This is a genomic window from Streptomyces sp. NPDC047108 (assembly GCF_040643575.1).
GTDB lineage: Bacteria > Actinomycetota > Actinomycetes > Streptomycetales > Streptomycetaceae > Streptomyces.
The window spans coordinates 86504-112955 of record NZ_JBEYUP010000002.1; the positions used below are offsets into that span (position 1 = coordinate 86504).

Consider the following 26452-nt stretch of genomic DNA (forward strand, 5'->3'; position numbering starts at 1 on the left):
CTCACGCCACGTGAGGTGCAACCCCCGAGTTTCTCGGATGGTTTGCCCCATCAACCCCCTTATGGTGTGCCGGTGGTCACGGAATCAGCCTCTCAGTCACGCCCGGAGGGCCCGCGACTTCTGCTCCGGCTCTCCGTCCCCGCGCTGCTGATCGGGGTCGGGTCGAGCCTGCTGCTCATCGGGGTGGAGGAGGTCGCCGAAGGGCTTGAGCACGTGCTGTGGACCACGCTGCCCGAGACCCTGGACATCGGCCGCTGGTCGGTCGGCTGGATGCTCGCCGTCCTCACGGTCGCCGGCCTCGCGGTCGGCCTGGTGGTCTGGAAGATCCCAGGGCACGCCGGTCCCGACCCGGCCACCACCGGGCTGGTGGAGCCGCCGATGGCGGTGGCCGCCGTGCCGGGGGTGCTGCTGACGAGCATCCTGGCTCTCGCGGGCGGCGTCAGCCTCGGACCTGAGAACCCGATCACCGCGTCCAACATCGCCCTGGCCTACTGGTTCGGGCGCAGGGTCGCTCCGGGCAGCCCCGCCGACCTGTGGCTGGCCCTCGCAGCCGCGGGCACGATCGGAGCCCTGTTCGGGACACCGGTCGCCGCGGCGCTCGTCCTCACCGAGACGCTGGCCGGCGGCGCCGTGCGGACACCGGGTATGCGGTCGCTGTGGGACCAGCTGTTCGCTCCGCTGGTTGCCGCCGGGGCCGGCTCCATCACGACCGTCCTGATCTCCGAGCCCTCCTTCGCGGTGAACCTGCCCGCATACACGGGCCCGAGGTTCGGGGACGTCCCCGCCGCGATGCTGATCGCCTCGGCCGGAGCCCTGCTGGGCATGGCGGCCGTCCACGCGTTCCCGTACGTCCACCGGGCCTTCCGGCAGCTGCGGCATCCCGTGGCGATGACCACGGCCGGCGGTGTGGTGCTGGGGCTGCTCGCGGCGCTCGGCGGACATCTCACCCTCTTCAAGGGGCTCGACCAGATGGCGGAACTGGCGGAGGACCCCGGGGCGTGGTCGGCCGGGGAGCTCGCGCTGATGGCCGTGGTCAAGGTCGCGGCCGTCGTCGTCGCGTCCACCTGCGGCTTCCGGGGCGGACGCATCTTCCCCTCGGTCTTCGCGGGCGTCGCCCTGGGGATGTTCGCCCATGCGATCGTGCCCCAGGTGCCCTTGGCCGTGGCGGTGGTGTGCGGGGTGCTCGGCATCCTCATGGCGGTCACCCGGCACGGCTGGCTGAGCCTCTTCACGGCGGCCATCCTGGCCGCGGAGATCACCATCCTTCCGCTGCTGATCCTGGCCGCACTCCCCGCCTGGCTGCTGGTGACGGGCCGTCCGCTGATGCAGCTGCGTGAGGACGGGACATCGGTGCGGTGACGCGGCGCCGCCAGGCGCAGCAACCGCGCGGGCCTGCTGGGCGATTTGCCCGTATGGTCGCGGCGAAGGGAGGCGTGAGCACCATGTCGCTGCACAGAGGACCAGAGCCCGCCGGAGCAGGACAGGAAGGCCGGCTCTCGGTCAATCCCTTCTTCGGGCCCGCCGATCCGGTCGGGGGCATGGCGACGGACCCGCCCAAGCACCGGCTGCCGGACGGTCCGATGCCTCCCGGCACGGCTTTCCAGCTCGTCCATGACGAGCTGATGCTCGACGGCAACTCCCGGCTGAATCTGGCCACCTTCGTGACCACCTGGATGGAGCCCCAGGCCGGCACGCTCATGGGGATCTGCCGGGACAAGAACATGATCGACAAGGACGAGTACCCGCGGACCGCCGAACTCGAGCAGCGGTGCGTGGCGATCCTCGCCGACCTGTGGAACGCCCCCGATCCCGCCTCGGCCGTGGGGTGCTCCACCACCGGATCCAGCGAGGCCTGCATGCTCGCCGGGATGGCGCTCAAGCGGCGCTGGATGCGGCAGGCGCTCCGGCGCGGCAAGGACTCGCGCTATCCGGGGCACGCCCGGCCCAACCTCGTGATGGGCGCGAACGTCCAGGTGTGCTGGGACAAGTTCTGCAACTTCTGGGAGGTCGAAGCCCGCCAGGTCCCCATGGAGGGCGACCGCTTCCACCTCGACCCTCAGGCCGCGGCCGACCTCTGCGACGAGAACACCATCGGCGTCGTGACCGTGCTGGGCTCGACCTTCGACGGGTCCTACGAACCCGTGGGTGAGGTGTGCGCGGCCCTGGACGCGCTCCAGGAACGCACCGGACTCGACGTGCCCGTGCACGTGGACGGAGCGTCCGGTGCGATGATCGCGCCCTTCCTGGACGAGGACCTGGTCTGGGACTTCCGGCTCCCCCGAGTCGCCTCCATCAACACCTCGGGCCACAAGTACGGCCTCGTCTACCCGGGTGTGGGCTGGGCCCTGTGGCGCGACAACGACGCCCTCCCGGAGGAACTCGTCTTCCGCGTGAACTACCTGGGCGGGGACATGCCCACCTTCGCGCTCAACTTCTCCCGCCCCGGCGCCCAGGTGGCCGCGCAGTACTACACCTTCCTCCGGCTGGGCCGGGAAGGCTTCCGCGCGGTCCAGCAGACATCGCGGGACGTGGCCCGCTCGCTCGCCGAACGCATCGAGTCCATGGGCGACTTCCACCTGCTCACCTACGGCTCGGAACTCCCCGTCTTCGCCTTCACCACCACCCCCGACGTCACGTCCTACGACGTCTTCGACGTCTCCCGGCGGCTCCGCGAGAAGGGCTGGCTCGTGCCCGCCTACACCTTCCCGCCCAACCGCCAGGATCTCTCCGTCCTGCGCGTGGTGTGCCGCAACGGATTCTCCGCCGACCTCGCCGACCTGTTCGTGGAGGACCTGGCGGCGCTTCTGCCCGAACTGCGGGAGCAGCCCGCCCCCTTGGGCCGCCCCGTCTCCCAGGCGACCGCCTTCCACCACTAGATCGAACCGCTCCGTCGCACCCGACCGTCCGGCCACGATGCCCCCCTCACCGCGGGCGCCCTCCCCGGGCGCCGTTCACTTTCTCTACACCGCGGAACGCCGCCAGGTTCCACCCCCGCCGTGGGCGGGCCAGCGGGCCCGGAGTTCCCGGTGCGGGACACGGGCCCGGTGCGGTGACACGGGCCTGGTGCGGGAAACCAGGCCCAGTGCGGGGTACGGCCGCCACACCCCCGTACCCCCGCACGCGTACCCCCCGCCCCCCCGTGGCCCTCCTACCGGCTCAGGCGCGCGAACCGGCTCACCGCGAGCGGGAAGAAGACCGCGAGCAGCACCAGCGGCCACGCGACGGCCAGCTCCAGCGCATGCCGCGCGACCCACGAACCGCCGCCCCACCCCGGATTGGCGAACAACTCACGCACCGCGGCAGCCGTCGCCGACAGCGGGTTCCACTCCGCGACGGCCCCCAGCCACCCCGGCATGTCCTCCGGCGAGGAGAAGACGCTGGACAGGAACGCGACCGGCCAGATCAGGATCTGTACCGCCTGGACCAACTCCGGCCTCCCCGCGAGGAGTCCGAGGAAGATGCCGATCCACAGCATCGCGAACCGCAGCAGGAGCAGCAGTCCGACGGCGCCCAGTGCCCCGGCCGAGCCCCCCTGCCACCGCCAGCCCATCGCCAGGCCCACACCGACCATGACGACCAGGCCGAGAGCGGACTGGAGCATGTCGGCCGCGCTGCGCCCCACCAGTACCGCGGACGACGCCATGGGCATCGACCGGAACCGGTCCACGACCCCCTTGTTGAGGTCCTGCGTGATCGCGATCATCGTCGCTTCGAGCCCGAACGCCATGGTGAGGACGAACATGCCCGGCACCAGGAACTCCTTGTAGTCCCCGCCGCCCGCGACCGTCATCCCGCCACCGATGAAGTACGCGAACATCAGCAGCATCATCACCGGGAAGACGAGACCGACGACGATCTGCACCGGTTGCCGTGCCCAGTGGGCGAGTTCGCGCCGCGTCATGGTCCAGCAGTCCGTCAGGAACCAGCGCGGTCCGGCGCCCCGCGAGGTCTCCCGCGGCGAGCCGGCCCCCGGCGTGTGCGCCGGAGTGATGGTGGTGGTCATACGGCAGCCTCCATGCCCTCGTGCCCGCCCCGACCGGTGCCGCCTCGGCGACCGGCACCACGGCCCGTCCCGCCGTCCCCGTCGGTTTCCCCAACCCGACCGGCTTCCCCAACGCGACCGGCTTCCGCAACCCGACCGGCTTCCCCGTCGCGGTCGGCTCCCCCGCCGCCGACCGCCCCGCCGCAGACCGCCCCACCGCCGCCGACCGCCCCGCCGCCGACCGCCTCGCCGCCCCCGCCCGTCACGCGCAGGAACACCTCGTCGAGCGTGGGCCGCCGCAGGGCGATGTCCTCCGCCTCGACACCCGCCGCGCCCAGTGCCCGTACGGTCTCGGTCAGCGCCGCCATCCGGTCCGTCACCGGTGCGCTGACCCGGCGCGCGTCCGTGTCCGTCCCGACCTCGTCCGTCCCGACGGCCGCGCCCACCAGCGAGGCGGCCTCGGCCAGTCGTCCGGCGTCGTGCACCACGACGTCGATACGGTCGCCGCCGATCCCCGACTTGAGCTCGTCCGGTGTGCCCTCGGCGATGCGCCGTCCCCGGTCGACGACCGAGATGCGGTCCGCCAACTGATCGGCCTCCTCCAGGTACTGGGTCGTCAGCAGCACCGTCGTACCGCCGCCGACCAGGGCGCGGACCGCGTTCCACACCTCCGTCCTGCCCCGCGGGTCCAGACCGGTGGTCGGCTCGTCGAGGAAGAGGATGTGCGGCGCGGTGACGAGGGCCGCGGCCAGATCGAGCCGCCGCCGCATGCCCCCGCTGTACTGCCGTACGGGTTTCCGTCCCGCCTCTTCGAGGCCGAAGCCCTCCAGGAGTTCGTCCGCGCGGGTGCCCGCGCGCCGCGCGCCCAGGTGGTGGAGCCGCCCGAACATCTCGAGGTTCTGCCGGCCGCTCAACTCCTCGTCCACGGCCGCGTGCTGACCGAGCAGGCCGATCCGGGAGCGGACCTCCCGCGGCCGGCGCAGCACGTCGAAACCGGCCACTTCGGCACGGCCGCCGTCGTGCCGGAGGAGCGTGGAGAGGATCCGTACGGCGGTGGTCTTCCCGGCGCCGTTCGGGCCGAGGAGACCGTGGACCGTGCCCGTCCGCACGGTCAGGTCGAGGCCGTCGAGGGCCCGTTTGTCTCCGTACGTCTTCCGCAGTCCTTCGACGACGACCGACAGATCGCAGTCCGTCACAACGCTCGCCTCCCTTTAGTAGTCAAACTTGACTACAGCGAACCCGAAGGTACTGGGGACCCTGCCGTTAGTCAAACTTGATTAATTCGCAGTGCGCGCGTACCGCTCCATCGGACCGGCCACAGCCGCCTTGCCTATCCGCCGTCCCCGTCCGGCTCCCCGGTCGCGTACGGGTTCTCCACCCCGTCCGGGAGCACGCCGACGAACGGCTCGCCCTCCCCCGCGAACGTGTACGCCCCCGCCTCGACGCGCTCGATCAGCCCGCGCGTCCACTCCGCGCCGTTGTCCGCCGAGTGGACCCAGAGATTCATGATCTCGCCGATGTGCCCGATCGACTCGGGGCCCTCCTCTGGGGTGTAGTGGTCCGTCACCGCCGAGCGCCACTCCTCCAGGTGCCGTACGCGCTCCTTGAGCAGCGCCACCGCCTCCTCGCGCGGCAGGTCGACGATGAAGCCGATGCCGGCCGACAGCACGTCGATCTTCTGGTCGTGCCGGCGCAGGGCCTCGCGCAGCAGGGCGAAGTACTCCTCCTGGCCCGCGTCCGTGACCTCGTACTCCGTACGCGGTGGGCCGCCCGCTGTGCTCGGTGCGGTCTCGTGGACGAGCAACAGCCCTTGCTTGGCCATCTGTTTGAGCGCGTGGTAGATCGATCCGGGTTTGGCGTTGGACCACTCGTGGGCGCCCCAGTACTCCAGGTCGTTGCGCACCTGGTAGCCGTGAGCCCGCCCGTGCTGGCGGACCGCCCCCAGCACCAGCAGCCGGATCGCTGACATGGCCCGTATCTCCCCATCGCCCTCGTGCCGTACGGCGTCCCTGGCGTCACCGTAGCCCGCACACCAGCCTATTCAGGCTCGGGCGGGGGGTGCGGGCGGAGTGCCGAAGGGCCGGTAGGGGCCGGGCCGGGGGCGGCGGGTGCGAGGCAGGGGGCCCGCGGCACCCCGCATCCCGCCGCTCCCCCGTGCCGAGGAGGGTCCCCCGCGCTCAGGAGGTGACCGCCTCCGCCACCAGCTCGAAGGCCGTCTTCCCGTCCAGGGACTCGCGGATGATGTCTGCATGGCCCGCGTGACGCGCCGTCTCCTCGATCAGGTGCAGCAGCAGCCAGCGCTGCGAGACCCGCGAGGCCGGCGGATACCAGGGCGCCTCCGGCAGCGGGAAGGTGTCGTCGAGGCTGGGCAGTGAGCGGATCCAGTCCTCGACCTCCTGAGCTGTCTTCTCCCAGGATGCGAGCGTCCCCTCGATGCTCTCGCCCTCCAGGAGCCGGAAGCTGTCGGACCAGGTCTCCTCGGTCCGCTGGGTCTCGTCGGGCCGCTGCTGGGCACGGCGCAGCCAGCCCAGCTCCACCTCGGCGACGTGCTTGAGCAGCCCGGACAGGGAGAGTTCGCTCGCACTCGGCTTCTGCCCCGCCTGCTCCTCCGTCAGGCCGAGGAGTGCCCGGCGCACGCCGCCGCGCTGCGCCTCCAGGAAGGCGAGGAGGGCACCGCGCTCGTCGCCGTCGGCCTCGGGGAGAACGTGAGTGGGCATGGAGTCCGCCTTTCGTGGAGCACGTCGTCGTGCCGGAAGTCGTGACGCCGGAGGGGGTCCGTCCCGTCCCCCTCCCGGCACCACAGAAGCTATGGGCCCTTGCGGTCAGGTACGGTCCGCAACTCTCCCGCTCCCCGTTCGCCTCGCCCGGAGGTGCCCCTTACACGCCCGGAACCGCGCCTCGGACACCACGCCCCAGATCCACGGCTCGGAGGACCGCGCCCTCAGAACGGGAACGTGCTCCGCCCGTGCTGGATCGAGATCCACTTCTGCGTCGTGAACGCCTCCACCATGGAGTCGCCGTTCAGCCGCCCCACCCCCGAGTGCTTCTCGCCCCCGAACGGCACGATCGGCTCGTCGTGCACCGTGCTGTCGTTGATGTGGATCATGCCCGTGTCGATCCGGTGGGCGATGCGGACCCCGCGCTCGACGTCGCCCGTGTGCACCGCCCCGCTCAGGCCGTACGGCGTGGCGTTGGCGATCCGTACGGCCTCGTCCTCCCCGTCGAAGGGCACCACGAGCGCGACCGGGCCGAAGATCTCCTGCGCGAGCGCGGGTGAGTCGGCCGGGAGACCGGTGAGGACGGTCGGGTGTACGAGGTTGCCCCGCGTGCTTCCCCGCAGCAGCGCCGTCGCGCCCGCCGCGACCGTCGTCTCGACGAACGCCGAAACCGCCTCCGCCTGGAGCGAGTTGATGAGCGGACCGATGTGAGTCCCGGGGTCGGCGGGGTCGCCGACCTTCAGCGCCTTCACCTTCTCGATGAACTTCTCCGTGAACTCCCGCTCCACCGCCCGGTCCACGAGCACGCGGTTGGCCGCCATGCACACCTGGCCCTGGTGCACGAACCGGCTGAAGACCGCCGCGTCCACCGCGTAGTCGATGTCGGCGTCCTCCAGCACGATGAGCGCGCTGTTGCCGCCCAGTTCGAGGACGGCGTACTTGAAGTGGGCGGCGCAGACGGCTCCGACGTGGCGGCCGGCCTCGTCGGAGCCGGTGAAGGAGATGACCTTCGGCACCGGGTGCTCGATGAGCGCGTCGCCGATCTCGGCGATGTCGGTGATCACGACGTTGAGCAGCCCCGCCGGAAGGCCCGCGTCCTCGAAGACCTTGGCCACGAGCGTGCCGCCGCAGACCGGTGTGTCCTGGTGCGGCTTGAGGACGACCGCGTTGCCGAGGACCAGCGCCGCGGCGACGGACTTCAGGGACAGCAGGAACGGGAAGTTGAACGGGCTGATGACGCCGACGACGCCGACCGGCACCCGGTAGAGACGGTTCTCCTTGCCCTCGGCGGGCGAGGCGATGATCCGGCCCTCCGGACGCAGGGCCAGGGCGATCGCCTCGCGCAGGAATTCCTTGGCAAGGCTCAGCTCGAAGGCGGCGTTGAGCCGGGTGCCGCCCAGTTCGGCGACGAGGGCCTCGGTGATCTCCTGCTCGCGGTCCTCGACGATCCGCAGCGCCCGTTCGCAGACGAGGCGGCGCGCGTACGGGTTGGTGCCGGCCCAGGTCCGCTGCGCCCGCTCGGCCGCGCGGTAGGCCCGGTCCACCTCGTCCCTCGTGGCGATGGTGATCGAGGCCAGCTTCTCGCCGTTGTACGGGTTGACGTCGATGATGTCCCAGGAGCCACTGCCCGTCCGCCATGCGCCGTCGATGTACTGGTGGGCCAACTCTGCGAAGGAGGACATGCGCTTGCCTGTCTGGAGGCCGGGACGCCGGTCCGGCGTCCGCGGACGAGTACCGCTCCTGATGGCATGTCATCGTAACGACAGACTGCGGGAGTTGGAGGGGGCTCCGCGGATGCGCGGGGCGCACGGCTCGGCGGATGCGCGGGTCCCACGGATCCACGGACACCGTCCGGCCCGCCGCACGGCGCCCGCCGGACGGTGTCCTCGACCTCAGAGGCGCTGGAGCGTGCTCGCGAGCAGATCCCGGCTGCCGGACGGGCTCAGGCTGTCCTCCTGGAGCCGCTGCATCGCCCGCTCGTACTGGGCGACGTCCTCGGCCTTGTCCAGGTAGAGCGCGCTGGTGAGCTGCTCCAGATAGACCACGTCGGGCAGGTCCGGCTCGGGGAACCGCAGGATCGTGAACGCGCCGCTCTCGCCCGCGTGGCCCCCGAACCCGAACGGCATGATCTGCAGCCGCACATTGGGACGCTCGGAGAAGTCGACGAGGTGGCGGAGCTGACCGCGCATCACCTCCGCGTCCCCGTAGGGGCGGTGCAGCGCGGCCTCGTCCAGGACCAGGTGGAAGTCGGGCGCGCGCTCGGAGAGCAACAGCTTCTGCCGCTCCACGCGCAGGGCGACCCGGCGGTCGACCTCACTGCGGGAGGCGTCGGGCTGACCGCGGACGACGACGGCGTGGACGTAGTCCTCGGTCTGGAGCAGCCCGGGCACGAACTGGACCTCGTAGCCGCGGATGAGGCAGGCGGCGCCCTCCAGCCCGACGTAGGTCTGGAACCAGCCGGGCAGCACGTCGCCGTAACTGTGCCACCACCCGGCCACGTTGGCCTCGCGCACGAGGCTCAGCAGCGCGTCGCGCTCGGCCTCGTCGGTGACCCCGTAGAGCGTCAGCAGGTCGTCCACGTCCCGTGCCTTGAAGCTCACCCGGCCCAACTCCATACGGCTGATCTTCGATTCGGATGCGCGGATGGAGTAGCCGGCGGCCTCCCGCGTCACGCCGCGGGCTTCGCGGAGGCGCCTGAGGTGTGAGCCGAGCAGGATGCGGCGCACCACCGAACCGCTCGCCCCGCCTGCTCCGTCCGTCGCCCTTCCCGGTTGCACTGTGCTCATTTCCCGACTGCCTGTCTCGATTGGTGATGCACTGCGACCGTCCAATGTGCTGAGTCTGCCATCTCCGGGCTCCGTTGCGTGCCCGCGCGGTTACACAGATGAGAAGTCGTCAGGCAAGGCCCTGAAACCGGCCGCAGGAAGAATTGGGCTCCAATCCACCCGCTTAGCGATAAGTCCGGCGCCGTGCACGTGCATCTGCCCTTGCATCTGCCCTGCGCATTGGGAACGATGGTCCGCGAGCACAGCACGCCGCCTTGACCGATTCCTATAGGGCCAGGAGTGCCACGCATGGGGACCGAAGGATCGACCATGCTCGAGCCGTTACGGCAGGGCCTCCCTCCCATCGACCCGGCGAGCGTGTCGAGTTCCGTCTCGTGCTCACTCACAGCGGACTACGCATCGGTGCGAGAGGCCCGCGCGTTCACCAAGTCCGCGCTCGACCGGTGGGAGTTGGCCGAGCGGTTCGACGACGTCGCGCTGGTCGTCTCGGAACTCGTCACCAACGCACTCCGCCACGCCGTCCCCGACAGTCCCGGGGCCCCGGACCCCGCGGTCCGCCTCCATCTGATGCACTGGACCTCACGCCTGGTCTGTGCCGTACGGGACCCCAGCGAGGCCAGCCCGGTCACCGCACGCACCGGCGGGGAGCCGGACTTCGCCGCGGAGTCGGGGCGCGGACTCCATCTCGTTGAGGCGGTCAGCGACGGATGGGGCTGGCACCCTCTCGCGGGAACGCTGCGCGGCAAGGTCGTCTGGGCCCTCTTCCGGCTCCCGGCCTCCCGCTTCCCCCTCCAGGGTTGACGTCCCGTACAGGCCGACGAGGCCCACGGCCCTCCAGGCGCACCTAGTCGACCAGGTGGTCGAACTCCCCGTCCTTGACCCCGAGCAGCAGCGCCTCCACCTCGGCCGGGGTGTAGATGAGGGCCGGCCCGTCGGGGAATCGCGAATTGCGCATCGCCACACCACCGTCCGGCAGCTTCGCCAACTCCACACAGGCGCCCTGTGAGTTGCTGCGACGGCTTTTCATCCAGACGACATCGTCGAGAGCCGCGGCCGCCATGCCATTCCGGTACGGGTGATGCACAGGACTCTCCCGAGGTAGTTGCGTATGTCAACTGACCTGGGATCATAGCTCCGTTCACATGCTGCTGCATGGGCGAATGCACGTGCACGGACTGTGCCCGGAGTACTTCGGACGGTTGACCTCCCGGCTACGCGCCCTTTCTCCCGTAGGGCAGCAACGCCATTTCCCGTGCGTTCTTGACGGCACGTGCGAGGCGGCGCTGCTGCTGGGCGGTGACACGGGTCACCCTGCGGCTCCGTACCTTGCCCCGGTCGGAGATGAACTTCCGCAGGAGGTCGGTGTCCTTGTAGTCGATATAGGTGACGCCCGCCGCGTCCAATGGGTTGGGTCGCGGCCGGGAATTCTTTCCGGCATCGCCGCGCCGTGTCATGAATCGGTGCCTTTCTCTGCGGAGTCGGGTATCCGGTCGGGTATTCAGGAAACGGGGTCGAGAAGCGCGTCGAAGGCCGGGGACAGCCCCTTCCACGCCTCGTGCCCCGCCGTGTATTCGGCATCCGTGAGCAGGCAGGAGTCCAGGAGTTCGACGAGCGCGTCGCGGTCCAGCCCCGGTGAGGTGAAGACGAGGTGCTGGGCGCGGTCGCCGTGTTCGGCGTCCCAGTCCAGGGCCGCGGCCGCCCGGCGCATCGGCGGGACCATCTCCCAGGCCGCGTCCGGGAGGGCCGCCAGCCAGGGGCCGGCGTTCTCCACGCACAGGGCACCGCCCGCCGCGTCCCAGGAGAGGAGCGTGTCGGGCCGGTCGGCGAGCCAGAAGCGGCCACGGCTGCGCGCGGCGGCACAGGTCAGATCCTCCAGCGCCGCGTACAGCCGCTCGGGGTGGAACGGCCTGGTGCGGTGCCATACGAACGTGGTCACCCCGTGCTCGTCGGCGTCCTGGGGCAGCAGCGCGCACGCGGGGTGCTGCCGTGCCGCCGCGGCTTCGATGTCGAAGCCGGCGAAGGCGGCCTCCGCCAGCGCGCCCGAGCCCACCGGGACATGACGCGCCGTCGGGTGGAGTTGGCGCAGCAGGGCGAGATCGCCCGGGTCCGGCTCCTCTCCGCCCTCGGGGGGTGCGAGCGCCAGCACGGGCGGGTACTCGAGCTGCCGCGCCCAGGTGTCGGCGACGGTGCGCTGATCGGTCGCGGCGGCCGCCAGTCCGGTCTCGGCCAGATCGTCGCCGCAGCCCAGGAAGGGCACGAGGAGCGAGGGGTCGACGACCGTGACGACGCCGGTGAGTTCGAGCGTCTCCCCGCTGAGGGCGGCCACCACCTCCGCCATCGCCTTGGGCTCGACGGAGTCCCACAGCTCGACCACCGCCAGGCGGCAGAGCCCGTCGTCCGCGAGCCGCACGAGCTCGGGCACCAGGTCCTCGCGCAGCGCGCAGCAGGCGCAGTCGTTGACGAGCGGCGCGTCGCCGCCGCCGAGGAGTCCGCCGCTGTCGCGCACGGTCCGCCGTACGGTCCCCGCGGACGCCGTCGACAGGTCGTGGTGGAGCGCCACGCTGCCGGGGACCGTACGCAGCAGCCCTTCGACCGCGGCCCTTCGGGCGTCGGCGTGCAGCCCCGCGACCAGAGCCACCGGGAGCCGGTCGCGCCGGTCGCGCAACGGTGCGCCGGAGTTGCGGGCTTCCATCAGCGGGCCCCGCGCCGGCCGTAGCGGCGCTCGAAGCGTTCCACGCGTCCGGCGGTGTCCATGACGCGGGTCCTGCCGGTGTAGAAGGGGTGGCTCGCCGAGGACACCTCGACGTCGATCACCGGATACGTGCGGCCGTCCTCCCACTCCACGGTCTTCTCGCTCGTCGCGGTCGAACGCGTCAGGAAGGCGGTGCCGGACGCGCTGTCGCGGAAGACGACGGGGCGGTACGGCGGGTGGATTCCGGGCTTCATGGCTGTCTCTCCTCTCGGTTGCTCGCCGGCTGGGGCCGGCCTGTCGTCAGCGCTCCTCGCGGAAGTCGACGTGGCGGCGGGCGACCGGGTCGTACTTGCGGAGCCGGAGCCGGTCGGGGTCGTTACGGCGGTTCTTGCGGGTCACGTACGTGTAGCCGGTTCCGGCGGTGGACCGGAGCTTGATCAGGGGGCGGATGTCGTCGCGTGCCATGACCGGTACACTAACAGAAATGGTTTCCATTTTCATTAGGAGGTTCCGACCGTGTCCGCCCACTGCATGCTGACCGGCCGCAAGCCCGGCTTCGGCCACCGCGTCTCCCACTCGCACCGCCGCACCAAGCGGCGCTTCGACCCCAACATCCAGACCCGGCGCTACTGGCTGGCGGGCGAACGCCGGTACATCCGGCTCACCCTCAGCGCCAAGGGCGTCAAGACCGTGGACACGATCGGCGTCGAGAAGGCCGTCGCACGGATCCGGAAGCGGGGGACGCACGTCTGATGGCCAAGAAGAGCAAGACGGCGAAGAACGAACGGCGGCGGCTGGTCGTCGCGCGCTACGCCGCCCGGCGAGCGGTGCTGAAGGCGGTCATCCGCGACCCGCGGACCCCGCGGGACGAGCGGGCCGCCGCCGTGCGCGAGCTCGGACGGCAGCCCCGCGACGCGAGTGCGACGCGGGTCCGCAACCGGGACGCGGTGGACGGACGTCCTCGCGGATACGTCCGCGCCTTCGGCCTGTCCCGGATCCGTCTGCGCGAGCAGGCGCACGCCGGGTATCTGCCGGGTGTGCGCAGGTCGAGCTGGTAGACCGGACGGGCGGGGCGCGGCAGAGGGCCGCGGCCCGCCCACGCCGGGCACGACGACGGGAGAGACGCAGTGCTCGTACAGGCACGAACAGCCGGTGCGGCGGCGGCCGTTGCGGTGGCGGCACTGCTGCTGGGCGGCTGCGGCACCGAAGGCAGCGGCACGGACGACGACGCTCCGGCGAGGACCGCCGCGCCGTCGGAGGAGGACGGCGGGAGCGGCGGCGGGGAGGGCGGGGACGGCGCGGGGGACGAGCGCGAGGTCGGCCCCGAGGCGATCGCCGGCGTCTGGCGCACGACCGGCCTCGACGGCGAGTACCACCTGTCCGTCACCGGCCGGAAGGCCGTCCTCGCCGGTGAGCACCCATGCACGGGCACGGTCACGGCGGGGAAGGGCAGGGCCGGGCTGGCGCTCGGCTGCAAGGACGGGAACACCGAACGGACGAAGGGCACCGCGGCTCCGTCCCAGGGCGGCAGGACCCTCACGGTCGAGTGGGGGTCCGGCGCCTCCGAGACGTACACCAAGGTGGGCGGCGGCAAGCTGCCGGAGGGCCTGCCGACCGGCCTCGGGGGCCGGGCCCGCTGAGCCCGCCGGGCGGCCCACCGTACGGGCGCGGCTCAGCGGCCGTCGTCAGTGGTCGCCGCCCTCGTCGATGAGGCGGCGGACCTCGCGGTCGATCAGCCCCAGCCTGGCCTCCGCGACCATCGGCACGCTCCGCCGCTGCCGCCGCGCCTCGTGCGGGTCGATGTCGACGGTGACGAGCCCCGGCTCCCACTTCGGGGCCTGCGCCACGACCATGCCCCGCGGGTCGACCACCCGCGAGCCACCCCAGAACGAGGCGCCGTGCTCGTTGCCGATCCGGTTCACGAAGACGACCCAGCACTGCAGCATCCGCGCGGTGTAGGAGAGCAGTGTGTCCCAGTAGAGGCCGGTGTCCATGGCCTCCGGGTCCAGGCTGGCGGCGCTGTTGGTCGGCACGAACACGACCTCGGCGCCGTCCTGCACCGCCAGCCACGGCACGACCGGCTGCCAGGCGTCGTTGCAGACCAGCGTGGCCGCGCGCCCGTATCCGCCGGGGAGTTCGTAGGCGCGCAGCGACTGCCCGGGGCTCACGTGCTTGCGCTCCTCCCAGGCCAGATAGGTGGGCAGATACAGCTTGCGGTGGGCGTGGAGGAGAGCGCCCGTGCCGTAGTAGGCGGCGGTGTTGTACGCGCGCAGGCTGGTGTGCTCGTGGAAGCCGACGACGACGTCGGCGCCGTGTGTGCTCAGCTCGGCCAGCCGCGGATCGCGCGTCTCGACCGAGGTGTCACGCTCGAGCGCACCGAGGTGATAGCCGTTGAGACTCAGCTCCGGGAAGACCACGAGGTCGGCGCCCTGGGCGACGGCCTGCCCGATCTGCTCCCGGGCGATCTCGAGGTTCGCGTCGACATCGCCGAGCACACTGTCCGTCTGTGCCAGCGCCACCCGCATGGCCTGCACCCTCCTCGGCTCGCCGGGGGGACGGTCGGACTCTCCTGCCATTCTCCGTACGCGTGGCCGGTCCTGCCTGTCAGGGGGGAGACTGCTGCTGTACGCATACGGGGCCTGCGCGGTCACGCCCCGTACCGGCGAGCGGCGGACGGGGACGCACGGTGCTGAAGGCGACGCGCGACCAGGCCCTGGCCTGGCGGATGCGGCAGCAGAGCCTCACCCCGCGGACGTCGTCGACCGTCCCGCAGCTCGTCGAGCGGCTGGCCGGGGTGCAGGCGCAGGTCGCGTCGTCGGCGGAGCTGGCGATCGCCACCCGGCAGCGCCGGCCGAAGGCGGGCGCGGTGGAGAAGGCCCTGGCGGACCGCACGGTCGTGAAGACATGGTCGATGCGCGGCACGCTGCATCTGCTCGTACCGGAGCAGATGGCGGCCTTCCAGTCGCTGCTGGCCGCCGCCCGGATCTGGGTGAAGCCGTCGTGGCAGCGCAGCTTCGGTGTGACCCCCGACCAGATGGAGCGGCTGGGCGAGGCGATCGACGAACTGCTGGACGGCGGGCGGGCGATGGGCCGGGCCGAGCTGACCGAGGCCGTCATCGCCCTGCCCGGCTACGGCGACCTGCGCGAACAGCTCACCTCGGGCTGGGGGACGGTCCTCAAGCCGCTTGCCTGGACCGGCCACCTCTGCCACGGCTCGGGCGAGGGCCGTCGCACCACCTTCGTCTCGCCCCGCTCCCTGATCCCCGGCTGGAGGGGTCTGCCCGATCCGGAGGAGGCGGCCCGGGTCGCGGTCCCCGCGTACCTGCGCGCGCACGGCCCCGCGACGGCCGAGGCCTTCGACGCCTGGCTGATCCGCGGACTGACCCCGAAGGCCGCCATGCGGGCGCGGTTCGCCTCGCTGGGGGACGCTCTGACCGAGGTCGACGTCGAGGGCGAGCGGGCGTACGTGCTCGCGGAGGACGCGGACGCACTGGCCCGCACGAAGCCGTCGAAGGAGGTCCGGCTGCTCGCGGGCTTCGACCAGTACGTGCTGGGCCCGGGCACCGCCGACACCCGCGTCCTCGCCGCGGACCGCCGCAAGGCCGTGAGCCGTACGGCCGGGTGGATCTCCCCGGTGGTGGTGCACGGCGGGCGGGTGGCCGGGGTGTGGGAGGTCACGGACGACGGGGCGGTGGACGTACAGGTCTTCGCGGAGAGCGGGAAGGTCCCGCGGGACGCGCTGGAGGCGGAGGCGGCCCACCTCGCGGCGTGCACGGGCAGGGAACGGGAGTTGTCGGTACGGACGGTGTGAGGCCGGTCGCCGCGGGAGGCGGGAAGCGGCTCCACAGGACGTGCGCGACAAGACGGGCGTGCATGGGGAGGGTGGGCGCGGGCCCGGGCATGCCGAACCGGGAGGCGTGAAGACCCCGGACCCGCGCGCCCCTCACACGGACCGGCCCGCCGTGTCCCCGTCACGCCGGAACGCGGCGAAGGGACGGCCCGTGTGGGTCCATTGCCCGGCCGGGGACCAGCCCGCGGCGCGCGCCTCGCGGTGGAGCGCCGCGAGGCCCACCCGGGCCCAGGGGAAGTCGGCGTCCGTGCCCGCGGCGGTGCGCGGCCCCGGTACGGCGAGCGCGCTCGGGGACATACCGCGCCCGTCGTCGATGCGGACCCGTACGCGTTCGTCGACGTCCCCGGTGGCCGCCTCGACCAGGGCGAGCCCGCCCGGCGCGACGATCGCCGCGACCCGTGTCAGCAGCGCCCGCGGGTCGCCGCCGATGCCGATGTTGCCGTCGATGAGCAGTGCCGTGCCCCAACGCCCCTCTCCTGGCAGGGTGTCGAAGACCGAGCGGCGCAGCGCCTGCCCGCCCTCGGTGACCGTACGGGCGACCGCGGCGGGGCTGACGTCGATGCCGAGGCTGACCCGGCCCATCGCGGCGAGGGCCGCGACCAGGCGGCCGGGGCCGCAGCCGATGTCGAGCACGCTCCCCTCACAGCGGCGGAGCACGCTCATGTCGGAGGGGTCGGCGCCGTTGCACCAGCGCTCGACATCGAGGGGCAGCAGCCAGCCGTCGGCGCGGCGCAGGAAGAGCGGGCCGCGACCGGTGCTGAGGGCCGTCGCGTACGGTTCGGCGCGCCAGGCGGCGGGCCGCGACGCGGGCGCGGGGTGAGCTTCGGGGCGCTGCGCGGGGCGCCCGGCCGCCGGGGGCGCGGGGCGGATCATCGCGTCGCCGCCCGCGTCGCCCGCGCCATCCGCGCGACCGCCGCGGCGAATCGGCCGTCCGGCGCGGCGGCGGCCACCTCGGCGGCGTCGGCTGCCGTGTCGACGTCGCGCAGCACCGGCAGATCCCTCACCCGCAGGCCCGCGTCGACCAGGCGACGGCGCTGCTCGGCACCGGTGCCCGCGGTGGACATCGGTACGCCGCGGACGAGGCGTCCGTCCGGGACCGCGAGCCCGAGCGCCCAGAATCCGCCGTCCGCGGCCGGCCCGAACCAGGCGTCGCAGTCCGTCCAGGCGTCCGGGCCGAGGACGGGGGCGAGCAGGGACGACGTGATCTGCGGGGTGTCCATGCCGATGAGCAGGGCGGGCCCGGCGCAGCGGTCGAACGCCGCCGCCAGCCGCTCGTCGAGCCCGCCCCCGCACTGCGGCACCACCTCGACACCGGGCGGCAGCCATGGACCCGGCCGCCCGTCGAGGACGAGGACGCGTTCGCGCGCCGGTACGGCGAGGGCCGTGCGGAGGGTGTCGGCGAGGGCTGCCGCGGCGAGTTCCGCGGCCTCCTCCGGCGTGTAGGCGGGCGTCAGCCGAGTCTTGACCCGCCCGGGGACGGGCTCCTTGGCGACGACGAGGAGTGCGGTGCCGCCGTCCGTCGTCCGCCCGGACTTCTGCGGTCCTGCAGTCGGCCTCGGCTCGGGTTCCGGCTGCGCACGACGCTCCGGGGACATCGCCACCGCACCACGCTCCCCCTCGGCACGCGGCGGCCGGCGGAGCACGGCGCGCATGTCCCGGACCGCGTGCCAGGTGCCGAGCCACGTACCCGTGACCTTCGATTCCCCGGTCCGCGGCAGGTACGGCACATCACGCTCCTCGATGCGCCAGCCGGCGTCCGCCGCCTCGACCACCATCTGGAGGGGATAGCCGCTGCGGCGGTCCGTCAGGTCCAGCCCGAGCAGGGCTTCCCGGCGTGCGGCGCGCATCGGGCCCAGGTCGCCCAGGCTCACCCCCGTACGGCGCCGGAGCATCCGTACGAGGGCGAGGTTGCCCGCCCGGGCGTGCGGGGGCCAGGCGCCGCGGGTCTGCGGCCGTCTGCGGCCGAGGACCAGGTCCGCCGTGCCCTCGGCCACGAGGCCGACGAGACCGGGCAGGAGTCCGGGATCGAGGGAGCCGTCGCAGTCGAGGAAGCAGACGAACTCGGCGTCGGAGGCGAGGAGTCCGGCATGGCAGGCGGCGCCGAACCCCCGCCGCGGTTCGTGCACCACCGTGGCGCCCAGGTCGCGGGCGATCCCGGCGGAGCCGTCCGTCGAACCGTTGTCGACGACGACGGCCCGCCAGCCGTGCGGGATGCGTTCCAGGACCCAGGGCAGGGCGGCCGCTTCGTCCAGGCAGGGGAGGACGACGTCCACATCGGTTGCAGTCGCGTTGGTCACCCTCATCACCGTACGGAGAGTGAACGGACATATCGGACTCAAGGTCCTTACGAATCACGGACGTCGGGCGATCGGCGCCACCCCGGGGGGAGCCGGACGGCGTCCGCAGTGCCAGGCTGGGGCCATGCAGAGCCCCGTACCGTCCCCATCCCCGGCCGGCCGCGTCCTCGTCGTGGACGACGACCCGACCGTGGCCGAGATCGTCGCGGGCTACCTCGACCGCGCCGGATTCACCGTCGACCGCGCCGCTGACGGCCCCTCCGCCCTGGCCCGCGCCGACGAGCGGCGGCCCGACCTCGTCGTGCTCGACCTGATGCTCCCCGGCATGGACGGGCTCGACGTGTGCCGGAGCCTGCGCGCGAAGGGCCCGGTGCCGGTCATCATGCTCACCGCGCGCGGGGACGAGGACGATCGCATCCTCGGCCTGGAGGTCGGCGCGGACGACTATGTCACCAAGCCGTTCAGCCCGCGCGAACTGGTCCTGCGCGTCGGGTCCGTCCTGCGCCGTTCGCGGGCCGCGGGGAGTGAGAACGGCGGCCCTTCCGGCGGGCCGCCCGGCGTCGGACCCGCGGGCGGGAGGCTGGCCGCGGCCGGGCTGGAACTGGACCCGGTCGCCCGCCGCGCCACCAAGGACGGACGTGAACTCTCCCTGACCCTGCGCGAGTTCGACCTGCTCACCTATCTGCTGCGCCACCCCGGCCGCGCCTGCGGTCGCGAGGAGCTGATGCACGAGGTGTGGGGCTGGGAGTTCGGGGACCTGTCGACCGTCACCGTCCACGTACGGCGGCTGCGCTCGAAGATCGAGGACGACCCCGCGGCACCGGAGCTGATCACGACGGTCTGGGGCGTCGGCTACCGCTTCGACCCGCGGGACGGCGGCGGCGGAACCGGTGAGCCACGGGAGCGAGAAGGCGGTACGCCGTGAAGGACCTCCTCCTCATCGCGCTGTACGCCCTCGTCGGCGCCGCCGGTGCCGGGCTGCTGGGGGCGCTGGCCCTGCGGGTGCTGCGCGGCCGGTCCGTGGCGGTCGCGCTGACCGTCGTCGCGGGGGTCGCGGTGACGGCGATGCTCGCCGGCACCCTGGCCGTCGCCTGGGCGATGTTCCTGTCCGCCCACGACCTGACGGTGGTCACCACGGTCGTGGGAATGGCCGCCGTCGTCTCCCTCGCGGTGGCGCTCCTCCTCGGCCGCTGGGTGGTCGCGCGCAGCAACGAACTGGCACGGGCGGCCCGTTCCTTCGGCGAGGGCGGCCGCTTCGCCGCGCCCGGCGGCGAGGCCACCGCCGAACTCGCGCAGCTCAGCCGGGAGTTGGAGGCCACCAGCGCCCGGCTCGCGGAGTCCCGCGAACGCGAGCGCGCCCTCGACGCCTCCCGCCGCGAGCTGGTCGCCTGGATCTCGCACGACCTGCGCACCCCGCTCGCCGGTCTGCGCGCCATGGCCGAGGCCCTGGAGGACGGCATGGCGCAGGACCCCGACCGCTACTTCCGCCAGATCCGTACGGAGGTCGAACGCCTCAACTCCATGGTCGGCGACCTCTTCGAGCTCTCCCGCATCCATGCGGGGGCGCTGACGCTCTCACCGAGCCGGATGTCGGTGTACGACCTGGTGGGCGACGCGCTGGCGGGCGCCGACCCGCTGGCGCGGGAGCTGGGGGTACGGCTGGTGGGCAACCCCGTCGACGCGGTGCCGGTGGAGGTCGACGGCAAGGAGATGACGCGGGTCCTCGGCAACCTGCTCATCAACGCCATCCGCCGCACCCCGGCCGACGGGACGGTCGCGGTGGCGGCCGAACGCCGCGGGTACGACAGCGTGGTGCTGTCGGTCACGGACGGCTGCGGCGGCATCCCGGAGGAGGACCTGCCGCGCGTCTTCGACACCGGCTGGCGCGGCAACCACGCCCGGACACCGACCCCTCCGGCGGGCGCGGGCCTGGGGTTGGCGATCGTCCGCGGGATCGTCGAGGCCCATGCGGGTCACGCGGGGGTCCGGAACGTACCGGGCGGCTGCCGCTTCGAGGTGACCCTGCCCGCGGCACCGTAGGGGCGGGTGTGCCCCCCGTCGCACCGCACAGCACCTCACGCCCGTACCGGTGTCCGCAGCGGCGCGCGGGCGAACTCCGCCATTCCGTCCGTGAAGGCCACCTGGGGCCGCCATCCCAGCTCGCTCGTCAGCCGGCGCGAGGACGCCGTGATGTGGCGGACGTCCCCGAGCCGGTACTCGCCCGTGGTCACCGGTTCCGGTCCCCCGTACGCGCGGGCCAGCTCCGCGGCCATCTCCCCCACCGTGCGGGGCTCGCCGCTGCCGGTGTTGTAGGCGCGGAACACCCCGGCCGCGCGGCCGGGCAGACACGTCAGCGCGGCGACATTCGCGTCCGCCACATCCCGTACGTGGACGAAGTCCCTGCGCTGGCGGCCGTCCTCGAACACCCGGGGCGCCGCGCCCCGTTCGAGCGCCGAGCGGAAGAAGGAGGCCACGCCCGCGTACGGGGTGTCGCGCGGCATGCCGGGCCCGTAGACGTTGTGGTAGCGCAGGGAGACCACGCTGCCGCCGGTCGCGCGGGCCCAGGCGGCGGCGAGGTGTTCCTGGGCGAGCTTGGTGGTCGCGTAGACGTTGCGGGGGTCGACCGGGGCGTCCTCCCCGACCAGGCCCGGCTCCAAGGGCTGCCCGCAGTCCGGGCACGGCGGCTCGAAGCGGCCCGCGTCCAGGTCGGCGGGCCTGCGCGGACCGGGCCGCACCGGACCATGGCGCGGGCAGTCGTAGCGCCCTTCGCCGTAGACGACCATCGACCCGGCCAGCACCAGGTCCCGCACACCGCTTCCCGCCATCGTGGCCAGGAGCGCGGCGGTGCCGAGGTCGTTGCACGCGACGTAGTCCGGTGCGTCCGTGAAGTCCCGGCCGAGTCCGACCATCGCGGCCTGGTGGCAGACCGCTTCCACGCCGCGCAGGGCCCGGCGCAGCAGCGCCGGGTCCCGGACATCGCCGTGGAAGCACGCCGCGGCCCCGGGCACGGACAGAGCCGTGCCGGAGCGGCCGCCGTGGGCCGAGGGCAGCAGGGCGTCGAGGACGACGGGCTCGTGGCCGAGTGCGGCCAGAGCCGTGACGATGTGGGAGCCGATGAAGCCCGCTCCTCCGGTGACGAGTACGCGCATGCCGTGGACGCTACGGCCGGGCGGCCGTAGGCGTACGGGACCGGGCCCCGCCGTCACGGGTCCGTAAGGACTCGGGTACCGGCGGGGCACTCGGATACCGGCGGGGCGTCCGTGCCCGGCCGTCGGCCGGTCAGTGCGCGCGGGTCGGCGGCACCGCTGCGGACGCGCCTGTCAGCGGCGCCTGTCAGCGGCGCGCCTTCGCTCGGTCGACCGCTGCCACTCCGCCTGCCGCGAGGACGACCTGGAAGAGCAGTTCGATCCAGTCGATGCCTCCGGTATCGGCCACGTCGAGCCCGTAGGCGATGGCGGTTCCGATGAGGGCGGCGACGATGCCGATCAGCATCGTCCACAGGATGCCGATGTGCTGGCGGCCCGGGATGACGAGGCGGCCCAGCCCTCCGATGATGATGCCGATGACGATCGCGGTGATGATGCCGGAGATCTCCATGGGGTCCTCCGCGGCTGTGCTGCGAAGCTTCCGGCGAAGCTCCTGCTCTCCATGTTCCCCCTCTGCGCGCACACCACCACTTATGACCAGGAGATTCGGGACGAGGGAGGGTCCGATGCCCCCCGGAGAAGGCTCGGAGTCAGGCTCCGGAGAAGGCGCGGAGTCCGGCTCCGGAGAAGGCGCGGAGTCCGGCTCCGGAGGGGGCGCAGACGGGGTGGCTCCCCGGGGGGCGTCCCGGAGCGCGCTACCGGCCCTCCCGGAAGGCAAGGACCGTCTCCACCGTGTCCGCCTCCGCCGCCGTCTTGTCGTCGCGGTAGCGGAGCACCCGCGCGAAGCGCAGCGTGACGCCCTCCGGGTAGCGGGTGGACCGCTGCACGCCGTCGAAGGCGATCTCCACCACCAGCTCGGGCCGCACGGTCACCACCCACCCGTCGTCCTGCACGGCCAGCTCCTGAAGCCGCTCCGTCTGCCAGGCGAGCAGTACGTCGGTCAGCCCCTTGAAGGTCTTGCCGAGCATGGCGAACGTGCCGTCGGGTCGGCGCGCGCCGAGGTGGAGGTTGGACAGCTTGCCCGTACGCCGCCCATGTCCCCACTCGGCCGCGAGCACGACCAGGTCGAGGGTGTGGACGGGCTTGACCTTGAGCCAGGAGGCGCCGCGCCGCCCCGCGCTGTACGCGGAGTCCAGGCCCTTGACCACCACGCCCTCATGGCCGCGGGCCAGCACCTCGTCGGCGAACGCGCGCGCCCGGACCCGCGCCGCGTCGTCCGCCGGGTCCTCGACGACGAGACGCCGTACGCGCAGCGGCTCCGGTACCGTTCGGGCCAGCTCCGCGTGGCGCTCGGCCGTGTCGAGCGTCAGCAGCTCGCGGCCGTCGACCAGAAGCAGATCGAAGAAGACCGGCGAGACGGGCAGGGTCGCGCGCGCACCGGTCACGTCCAGCCGGGAACCGACGCGGCCCGCGGTCTCCTGGAACGGCCGTGGCCGCCCGTCCTCGCCCAGCGCGATGAGCTCCCCGTCGAGGACGGCCCGCTCCGCCGTGAGGTCACGCGCCGCGGCGACGACCTCCGGGAGGCGGTCGGTGATCTCGTCCAGGGTGCGGGTGAAGACGCGTACGCTCTCGCCGTCCCGGTGCACCTGCACCCGGATGCCGTCGAGCTTCTCCTCGATCGCGCAGGGCCCGAGCCTGTCCAGCGCCTCGTCCACGTCCTTGGCGGTCTGCGCCAGCATCGGCTGGACGGGGCGGCCCACTTCGAGGCGGAAATCGGCGAGCGCGTCCGGGCCGCGGGCGAGCAGAGCCTCGGCGACGGCGCCGAGCGATCCGCCGAGCATCACCGCGCGCCGTACGTCCGCGGGGGCTGCGCCGGCGGCCGCCGACAGGCCGTCGACGGCGAACGCGTCCAGCGCGCCCTGCCGCAGCTCGCCGCTGATCAGCCCGAAGAGAAAACGCTGTTCGGCCCCGGTGGCGGCGGACAGCAGCTCCCGCAGCAGCCGCTTGCGTTCGGCCTGCGCGCCCTTGCCGGAGACGACGGCGATACGGCCGAGCGCGTCGTGCACCTCCAGCACGGTCAGCCGGGGCTCGTCCGCGGGCGGGACGGGGTCGCGCAGGGTGCTCCAGCCGACGCCGATCTTCCGCTGCGGGAGGCGGCCCGCGAGGTAGGTGATGACGACGGGCGCCTCGGCGGGCTCCGCCGTGCGGAACAGCTCGGCCAGCAGCGCGACCTTCTCCGTACGGGCGGAGGTCGCGGCGACGTCGCGCGAGGTGTCTGCGAGCTCGGCGAGCAGCATGTGCCCATGATGACCCGGCGGCGGGACTCCCTCACCTTGCCGCCGCGGGTCACGGGGCTCCTCTTCACGTCCTCGCATCGCCGGTCGCCCTCTCACGTCGGACCCTCGCACCGCAGGCCACCCCCCACTTCGCGTCCGGGCATGGCCGACCGCCCCTCACTTCGCGTCCGCGTAGCACTCGACCACCGCCGTGGTGAAGGGGAACGAGACCGGGGTGTCGCCGAAGGCCGCACGCCCCGCCCGTTCGCCCGCCGCGCGGATGGCCTCCGTCACCGCCTCCGCCTCCTCGGCGGGGCAGTGGACGATCACCTCGTCGTGCTGGAAGAACACCAGCTCGGCGCGGAGTTCCGCCAGGGACTGACGGAGTGACGCGAGGACCAGCAGGGCCCAGTCGGCCGCGCTCCCCTGGACGACGAAGTTGCGGGTGAAGCGGCCCCGGGCCCGGGCGTCGCGCGAGGCGTAGCCGTAGCCCTGCATCGGGCCCTCGCCCTCGCTCCGGCCCGGTACGGACCCCTGAGCGCGGGCGCCGTCCGCGGGCGACGGCTCCTCCTGCGGCAGGCCCGCCTCCCCCGGCTCGCCGTCCGCGGCGGCCGCGGAGGGCGGACAGGTCCGGCCGAGCCAGGTCCGTACGAGGCGGCCCTCCTCGCCCGCGCGGGCGGCGTCGTCGACATAGGCGACGGCGGCCGGGAAGCGGCGGCGGAGGTCCGCGAGGTACTTCAGCGCGTCGCCCGACGTCTGCCCGTACACCGCGCCGAGCAGGGCGAGTTTGGCCTGTTCGCGGTCGCCCGCGAAGGCTTGGTCGGACAGCGCGGTGTAGAGATCGCCCCGGTGGCCCGCCACCTCCATCAGGCCCGGGTCGCGTGAGACAGCGGCCAGGACGCGCGGCTCCATCTGGTCGGCGTCCGCGACGACGAGGCGCCAGCCCGGGTCGGCGACGACCGCCCGGCGGACGACCTTGGGGATCTGGAGCGCCCCGCCGCCGTTGGACGTCCAGCGGCCGGAGACCGTACCCCCGGGCACGTACTCGGGGCGGAAGCGGCCGTCCCTGACCCAGGAGGTCAGCCACGCCCAGCCGTGCGCGGTGTGCAGCCGGTACAGCTTCTTGTAGGCGAGCAGGTGCGGCACGGCGGGGTGGTCGATCGCCTGCAACTCCCAGGCGCGGGTGGAGGTGAGCCTGATGCCCTCGCGGGCGAAGGCGCGGACGATGTCCGCGGGCAGATCGGGACGGACCCGTACGCCGCCGAACGCGCGGGACACCTCGTCGGCCAACTCGGCCAGCCGCTGCGGCTCCTGGACGCCCGGGTAGCGCTCCCCGAGCATCTCGGTGAGCAGCGTGCGGTGCACATCGGCCCGCCAGGGGACCCCGGCGCGGGTCATCTCGGCGGCGACGAGAGCCCCGGCCGACTCGGCCGCGGTCAGCAGCCGCATCCGGCCCGGGTGTTCGGCCGCCTCGTGCCGCCGCTGCTGGTCGGCGTAGACCTCGAGGAGCGCGGCCAGCGGGTCCGTGCCCGGCGGCAGCGGCACGGGGCCGGGTTCGAAGAGCGAGGGCTGGGCCTGGGCGGCCCGCGGCGGCGGATCGTCGGGCACGGGGAGCCGGTGCAGGCGGGCCCAGGCGGCGGCCAGGGAACGCGGCCGCCCCCAGTGGCCCTCGTGCCCCGTCAGCAGGGCCTCGGCGGCCTCCAGGTCGTAGGCACGCCCGACGCGGACGCCGGCGGCGAGGAGCCGGGGATGGAGGTCGGCGGTCGACCGCCACACCCACCGCTCGACGTCGGGCAGGCGTGACCGTACGGCGTCGGCGACCCCGGACGCGGGCACGTCGGTGACCGGCCCGTCCGTCCGCCCCTCGGCGTCGAGGGCCACGAGCCGGGCGCCGCCGTCCTCCGTCACTGCCACGGCACACCGCATGGGGGGAGTCTGGCACCGGGGTACGACAACGCGGCCGGGCAGCGGGTCCGGCCGGCGTCAGGACCCGGGCAGCGGCGCCCTGTCGCGATCGCCGAACCGCCCCGCCCGGCGGCAGACTCGGGCCCATGACGGAGAAGACGGACGCCACGAGCGTGATCCACCCGGTCCCGTACTACGCCCAGTGGGAGTCCCCCGCCCTCGTCCCCGCGATCATCGCGGGGACCCTCCACGCGAGCGAAGACCCGCTGTGGCCGAAGTCCGGAGCCGCCGACGCCGCGGAGTACGCGTTCTGGTCGTGGCGGATCTGCGGCATGGCCTGTCTCCGCATGGCGCTCGACCACTGGGGCCACGAGGTGCCGCCCGCGGTGTCCCTGGCCGAGGAGTGCACGGAGGCGGGCGCGTACGTCCGGCATGCCGACCGGGTCGACGGGCTGATCCACGCCCCGTTCGCCGCGTACGTCCGGCGGCGGTGGGGCCTGTTCGCCACCTCCGTCCCGGAGTTGCCCGCGTGCGACCTCCCCGCGCACCTCCGCGCGGGCCGCCTCGTGGTGCTGTCGGTGCATCCGTCGGTCCGCGAGCTCGCACCGGACCCGCCGGCCCGGGGCGGGCATCTGGTCCTCGCGGTCGGCGTCACCCCGGACGCGGTGGTCATCCACAACCCCTCGGGATTTCCCGGCCGTTCGCAGGAGTTCGCCCACGTCCCGTGGTCGGATCTGGACCGCTTCTCCGCGGCCCGCGGCATCGTGCTGGGCCCGGCCGGATGACCCCGGCCCTCCCGTCCAGGCCCCACCCGTACTGGCCCCCACCCGTACAGACCCCTTCCCGTACGAGCCCCCTCCC

27 protein-coding genes and 2 pseudogenes are annotated in these 26452 nt (G+C 73.1%); 10 read left to right on the plus strand and 19 right to left on the minus strand.

Features of this window, described 5'->3' with window-relative positions; translation table 11 throughout:
* Positions 1-72: 72 nt before the first annotated feature.
* The gene (locus tag ABZ822_RS05550; protein WP_360847315.1) at positions 73-1359 is read left to right on the plus strand and encodes an ion channel protein; all 1287 of its coding nucleotides are present in this window, start codon (positions 73-75) and stop codon (positions 1357-1359) included.
* Positions 1360-1442: 83 nt separating this feature from the next.
* Complete coding sequence (locus ABZ822_RS05555) at positions 1443-2876, plus strand: glutamate decarboxylase (RefSeq protein WP_360847318.1); 1434 nt, start codon at positions 1443-1445, stop codon at positions 2874-2876.
* Between the two features lie 272 nt (positions 2877-3148).
* Here ABZ822_RS05555 and ABZ822_RS05560 read toward each other — a convergent pair whose 3' ends face one another.
* From ABZ822_RS05560 to ABZ822_RS05585, 6 genes and pseudogenes are all read right to left on the minus strand, one after another.
* Positions 3149-4003 carry an ABC transporter permease gene (locus ABZ822_RS05560; protein ID WP_360847321.1) on the minus strand — a complete coding sequence of 285 codons (855 nt, stop codon included), beginning with the start codon at positions 4001-4003 and terminating at the stop codon, positions 3149-3151.
* A gap of 236 nt (positions 4004-4239) precedes the next feature.
* A pseudogene (locus tag ABZ822_RS05565) lies at positions 4240-5178 on the minus strand (ATP-binding cassette domain-containing protein); the annotation flags it as partial.
* A gap of 134 nt (positions 5179-5312) precedes the next feature.
* Positions 5313-5951: a PadR family transcriptional regulator gene (locus tag ABZ822_RS05570; RefSeq protein ID WP_360847324.1), complete on the minus strand. Its 639-nt coding sequence runs from the start codon at positions 5949-5951 to the stop codon at positions 5313-5315.
* Positions 5952-6159: 208 nt separating this feature from the next.
* The gene (locus tag ABZ822_RS05575; RefSeq protein WP_360847327.1) at positions 6160-6699 is read right to left on the minus strand and encodes a DinB family protein; all 540 of its coding nucleotides are present in this window, start codon (positions 6697-6699) and stop codon (positions 6160-6162) included.
* A 224-nt stretch (positions 6700-6923) separates the two neighbouring features.
* The gene (locus ABZ822_RS05580) at positions 6924-8381 is read right to left on the minus strand and encodes an aldehyde dehydrogenase family protein (protein ID WP_360847330.1); all 1458 of its coding nucleotides are present in this window, start codon (positions 8379-8381) and stop codon (positions 6924-6926) included.
* Positions 8382-8591: 210 nt separating this feature from the next.
* Positions 8592-9485 carry a helix-turn-helix transcriptional regulator gene (locus ABZ822_RS05585; RefSeq protein WP_360847333.1) on the minus strand — a complete coding sequence of 298 codons (894 nt, stop codon included), beginning with the start codon at positions 9483-9485 and terminating at the stop codon, positions 8592-8594.
* Positions 9486-9773: 288 nt separating this feature from the next.
* Here ABZ822_RS05585 and ABZ822_RS05590 point away from each other — a divergent pair, with 288 nt between their 5' ends.
* Positions 9774-10286 carry an ATP-binding protein gene (locus ABZ822_RS05590; protein WP_360847336.1) on the plus strand — a complete coding sequence of 171 codons (513 nt, stop codon included), beginning with the start codon at positions 9774-9776 and terminating at the stop codon, positions 10284-10286.
* Between the two features lie 43 nt (positions 10287-10329).
* Here ABZ822_RS05590 and ABZ822_RS05595 read toward each other — a convergent pair whose 3' ends face one another.
* From ABZ822_RS05595 to rpmG, 5 genes are all read right to left on the minus strand, one after another.
* Complete coding sequence (locus tag ABZ822_RS05595) at positions 10330-10569, minus strand: DUF397 domain-containing protein (RefSeq protein ID WP_360847338.1); 240 nt, start codon at positions 10567-10569, stop codon at positions 10330-10332.
* 127 nt (positions 10570-10696) lie between these two features.
* The gene (gene rpsR, locus ABZ822_RS05600) at positions 10697-10939 is read right to left on the minus strand and encodes a 30S ribosomal protein S18 (RefSeq protein WP_360847341.1); all 243 of its coding nucleotides are present in this window, start codon (positions 10937-10939) and stop codon (positions 10697-10699) included.
* A 44-nt stretch (positions 10940-10983) separates the two neighbouring features.
* Positions 10984-12177, minus strand: a complete 1194-nt coding sequence (locus ABZ822_RS05605; RefSeq protein ID WP_360847344.1) for a GTP-binding protein — start codon at positions 12175-12177, stop codon at positions 10984-10986.
* Positions 12177-12431, minus strand: a complete 255-nt coding sequence (locus ABZ822_RS05610) for a type B 50S ribosomal protein L31 (RefSeq protein ID WP_360847347.1) — start codon at positions 12429-12431, stop codon at positions 12177-12179. Before ABZ822_RS05610 ends, ABZ822_RS05605 begins: the two co-directional genes overlap by 1 nt.
* A gap of 46 nt (positions 12432-12477) precedes the next feature.
* The gene (rpmG, locus tag ABZ822_RS05615; RefSeq protein WP_360847350.1) at positions 12478-12642 is read right to left on the minus strand and encodes a 50S ribosomal protein L33; all 165 of its coding nucleotides are present in this window, start codon (positions 12640-12642) and stop codon (positions 12478-12480) included.
* A gap of 51 nt (positions 12643-12693) precedes the next feature.
* Here rpmG and rpmB point away from each other — a divergent pair, with 51 nt between their 5' ends.
* The 3 genes from rpmB to ABZ822_RS05630 all read left to right on the plus strand — a co-directional run bounded on the left by rpmB (position 12694) and on the right by ABZ822_RS05630 (position 13817).
* Entirely contained in the window at positions 12694-12930 is a 237-nt protein-coding gene (rpmB, locus tag ABZ822_RS05620; protein WP_360847353.1) for a 50S ribosomal protein L28, read from the plus strand.
* Complete coding sequence (rpsN, locus tag ABZ822_RS05625; RefSeq protein ID WP_360847356.1) at positions 12930-13235, plus strand: 30S ribosomal protein S14; 306 nt, start codon at positions 12930-12932, stop codon at positions 13233-13235. Before rpmB ends, rpsN begins: the two co-directional genes overlap by 1 nt.
* Positions 13236-13304: 69 nt before the next feature.
* On the plus strand, positions 13305-13817 hold the full coding sequence (locus tag ABZ822_RS05630) for a hypothetical protein (RefSeq protein ID WP_360847359.1): 513 nt from the start codon (positions 13305-13307) through the stop codon (positions 13815-13817).
* 45 nt (positions 13818-13862) lie between these two features.
* Here the strand turns inward: ABZ822_RS05630 and ABZ822_RS05635 are convergent, their stop codons facing one another.
* On the minus strand, positions 13863-14702 hold the full coding sequence (locus ABZ822_RS05635; RefSeq protein ID WP_360847362.1) for a nitrilase-related carbon-nitrogen hydrolase: 840 nt from the start codon (positions 14700-14702) through the stop codon (positions 13863-13865).
* A gap of 161 nt (positions 14703-14863) precedes the next feature.
* On the opposite strand from ABZ822_RS05635, the gene ABZ822_RS05640 reads away from it, so the two are divergent.
* Positions 14864-15988 (plus strand): winged helix DNA-binding domain-containing protein, encoded by a 1125-nt coding sequence (locus ABZ822_RS05640; protein ID WP_360847365.1) that lies wholly within the window; start codon positions 14864-14866, stop codon positions 15986-15988.
* A gap of 132 nt (positions 15989-16120) precedes the next feature.
* Here the strand turns inward: ABZ822_RS05640 and ABZ822_RS05645 are convergent, their stop codons facing one another.
* From ABZ822_RS05645 to ABZ822_RS05655, 3 genes and pseudogenes are all read right to left on the minus strand, one after another.
* Positions 16121-16900: a methyltransferase domain-containing protein gene (locus ABZ822_RS05645; protein ID WP_360847368.1), complete on the minus strand. Its 780-nt coding sequence runs from the start codon at positions 16898-16900 to the stop codon at positions 16121-16123.
* Positions 16897-17679, minus strand: a complete 783-nt coding sequence (locus ABZ822_RS05650; protein ID WP_360848769.1) for a DUF2064 domain-containing protein — start codon at positions 17677-17679, stop codon at positions 16897-16899. The genes ABZ822_RS05645 and ABZ822_RS05650 overlap by 4 nt, the downstream gene beginning before the upstream one ends.
* A pseudogene (locus ABZ822_RS05655) lies at positions 17653-18330 on the minus strand (glycosyltransferase family 2 protein); the annotation flags it as partial. The gene ABZ822_RS05650 and the pseudogene ABZ822_RS05655, both read right to left, overlap by 27 nt.
* Positions 18331-18448: 118 nt before the next feature.
* On the opposite strand from ABZ822_RS05655, the gene ABZ822_RS05660 reads away from it, so the two are divergent.
* Positions 18449-19249: a response regulator transcription factor gene (locus ABZ822_RS05660; RefSeq protein ID WP_360847371.1), complete on the plus strand. Its 801-nt coding sequence runs from the start codon at positions 18449-18451 to the stop codon at positions 19247-19249.
* Positions 19246-20364 carry a HAMP domain-containing sensor histidine kinase gene (locus ABZ822_RS05665; protein WP_360847374.1) on the plus strand — a complete coding sequence of 373 codons (1119 nt, stop codon included), beginning with the start codon at positions 19246-19248 and terminating at the stop codon, positions 20362-20364. The genes ABZ822_RS05660 and ABZ822_RS05665 overlap by 4 nt, the downstream gene beginning before the upstream one ends.
* Positions 20365-20399: 35 nt before the next feature.
* Here the strand turns inward: ABZ822_RS05665 and ABZ822_RS05670 are convergent, their stop codons facing one another.
* The 4 genes from ABZ822_RS05670 to ABZ822_RS05685 form a co-directional block, all read right to left on the minus strand.
* Entirely contained in the window at positions 20400-21473 is a 1074-nt protein-coding gene (locus tag ABZ822_RS05670) for an NAD-dependent epimerase/dehydratase family protein (RefSeq protein ID WP_360847377.1), read from the minus strand.
* Between the two features lie 184 nt (positions 21474-21657).
* The gene (locus ABZ822_RS05675) at positions 21658-21921 is read right to left on the minus strand and encodes a GlsB/YeaQ/YmgE family stress response membrane protein (RefSeq protein WP_360847380.1); all 264 of its coding nucleotides are present in this window, start codon (positions 21919-21921) and stop codon (positions 21658-21660) included.
* 244 nt (positions 21922-22165) lie between these two features.
* The gene (locus ABZ822_RS05680) at positions 22166-23707 is read right to left on the minus strand and encodes an ATP-dependent DNA ligase (RefSeq protein ID WP_360847383.1); all 1542 of its coding nucleotides are present in this window, start codon (positions 23705-23707) and stop codon (positions 22166-22168) included.
* 156 nt (positions 23708-23863) lie between these two features.
* Positions 23864-25612, minus strand: a complete 1749-nt coding sequence (locus ABZ822_RS05685) for a bifunctional 3'-5' exonuclease/DNA polymerase (protein WP_360847386.1) — start codon at positions 25610-25612, stop codon at positions 23864-23866.
* 125 nt (positions 25613-25737) lie between these two features.
* On the opposite strand from ABZ822_RS05685, the gene ABZ822_RS05690 reads away from it, so the two are divergent.
* Positions 25738-26376: a C39 family peptidase gene (locus ABZ822_RS05690; RefSeq protein ID WP_360847389.1), complete on the plus strand. Its 639-nt coding sequence runs from the start codon at positions 25738-25740 to the stop codon at positions 26374-26376.
* Positions 26377-26452: the final 76 nt, after the last annotated feature.

Bases quoted from the DNA above. Each gene is read 5' to 3' on its own strand.
- ABZ822_RS05555 (WP_360847318.1), top strand. From the start codon at position 1,443: ATGTCGCTGCACAGAGGACCAGAGCCCGCCGGAGCAGGACAGGAAGGC.
- ABZ822_RS05580 (WP_360847330.1), bottom strand. From the start codon at position 8,381: ATGTCCTCCTTCGCAGAGTTGGCCCACCAGTACATCGACGGCGCATGG.
- ABZ822_RS05660 (WP_360847371.1), top strand. From the start codon at position 18,449: ATGCAGAGCCCCGTACCGTCCCCATCCCCGGCCGGCCGCGTCCTCGTC.
- ABZ822_RS05610 (WP_360847347.1), bottom strand. From the start codon at position 12,431: ATGAAGCCCGGAATCCACCCGCCGTACCGCCCCGTCGTCTTCCGCGAC.
- ABZ822_RS05690 (WP_360847389.1), top strand. From the start codon at position 25,738: ATGACGGAGAAGACGGACGCCACGAGCGTGATCCACCCGGTCCCGTAC.
- ABZ822_RS05650 (WP_360848769.1), bottom strand. From the start codon at position 17,679: ATGCGCGCCGTGCTCCGCCGGCCGCCGCGTGCCGAGGGGGAGCGTGGT.
- ABZ822_RS05585 (WP_360847333.1), bottom strand. From the start codon at position 9,485: ATGAGCACAGTGCAACCGGGAAGGGCGACGGACGGAGCAGGCGGGGCG.
- ABZ822_RS05590 (WP_360847336.1), top strand. From the start codon at position 9,774: ATGGGGACCGAAGGATCGACCATGCTCGAGCCGTTACGGCAGGGCCTC.
- ABZ822_RS05605 (WP_360847344.1), bottom strand. From the start codon at position 12,177: ATGGAAGCCCGCAACTCCGGCGCACCGTTGCGCGACCGGCGCGACCGG.
- rpmG (WP_360847350.1), bottom strand. From the start codon at position 12,642: ATGGCACGCGACGACATCCGCCCCCTGATCAAGCTCCGGTCCACCGCC.
- ABZ822_RS05575 (WP_360847327.1), bottom strand. From the start codon at position 6,699: ATGCCCACTCACGTTCTCCCCGAGGCCGACGGCGACGAGCGCGGTGCC.
- ABZ822_RS05675 (WP_360847380.1), bottom strand. From the start codon at position 21,921: ATGGAGATCTCCGGCATCATCACCGCGATCGTCATCGGCATCATCATC.
- ABZ822_RS05560 (WP_360847321.1), bottom strand. From the start codon at position 4,003: ATGACCACCACCATCACTCCGGCGCACACGCCGGGGGCCGGCTCGCCG.
- rpsN (WP_360847356.1), top strand. From the start codon at position 12,930: ATGGCCAAGAAGAGCAAGACGGCGAAGAACGAACGGCGGCGGCTGGTC.
- ABZ822_RS05670 (WP_360847377.1), bottom strand. From the start codon at position 21,473: ATGCGCGTACTCGTCACCGGAGGAGCGGGCTTCATCGGCTCCCACATC.
- ABZ822_RS05635 (WP_360847362.1), bottom strand. From the start codon at position 14,702: ATGCGGGTGGCGCTGGCACAGACGGACAGTGTGCTCGGCGATGTCGAC.
- rpsR (WP_360847341.1), bottom strand. From the start codon at position 10,939: ATGACACGGCGCGGCGATGCCGGAAAGAATTCCCGGCCGCGACCCAAC.
- ABZ822_RS05570 (WP_360847324.1), bottom strand. From the start codon at position 5,951: ATGTCAGCGATCCGGCTGCTGGTGCTGGGGGCGGTCCGCCAGCACGGG.
- ABZ822_RS05685 (WP_360847386.1), bottom strand. From the start codon at position 25,612: ATGCGGTGTGCCGTGGCAGTGACGGAGGACGGCGGCGCCCGGCTCGTG.
- ABZ822_RS05645 (WP_360847368.1), bottom strand. From the start codon at position 16,900: ATGATCCGCCCCGCGCCCCCGGCGGCCGGGCGCCCCGCGCAGCGCCCC.
- ABZ822_RS05680 (WP_360847383.1), bottom strand. From the start codon at position 23,707: ATGCTGCTCGCCGAGCTCGCAGACACCTCGCGCGACGTCGCCGCGACC.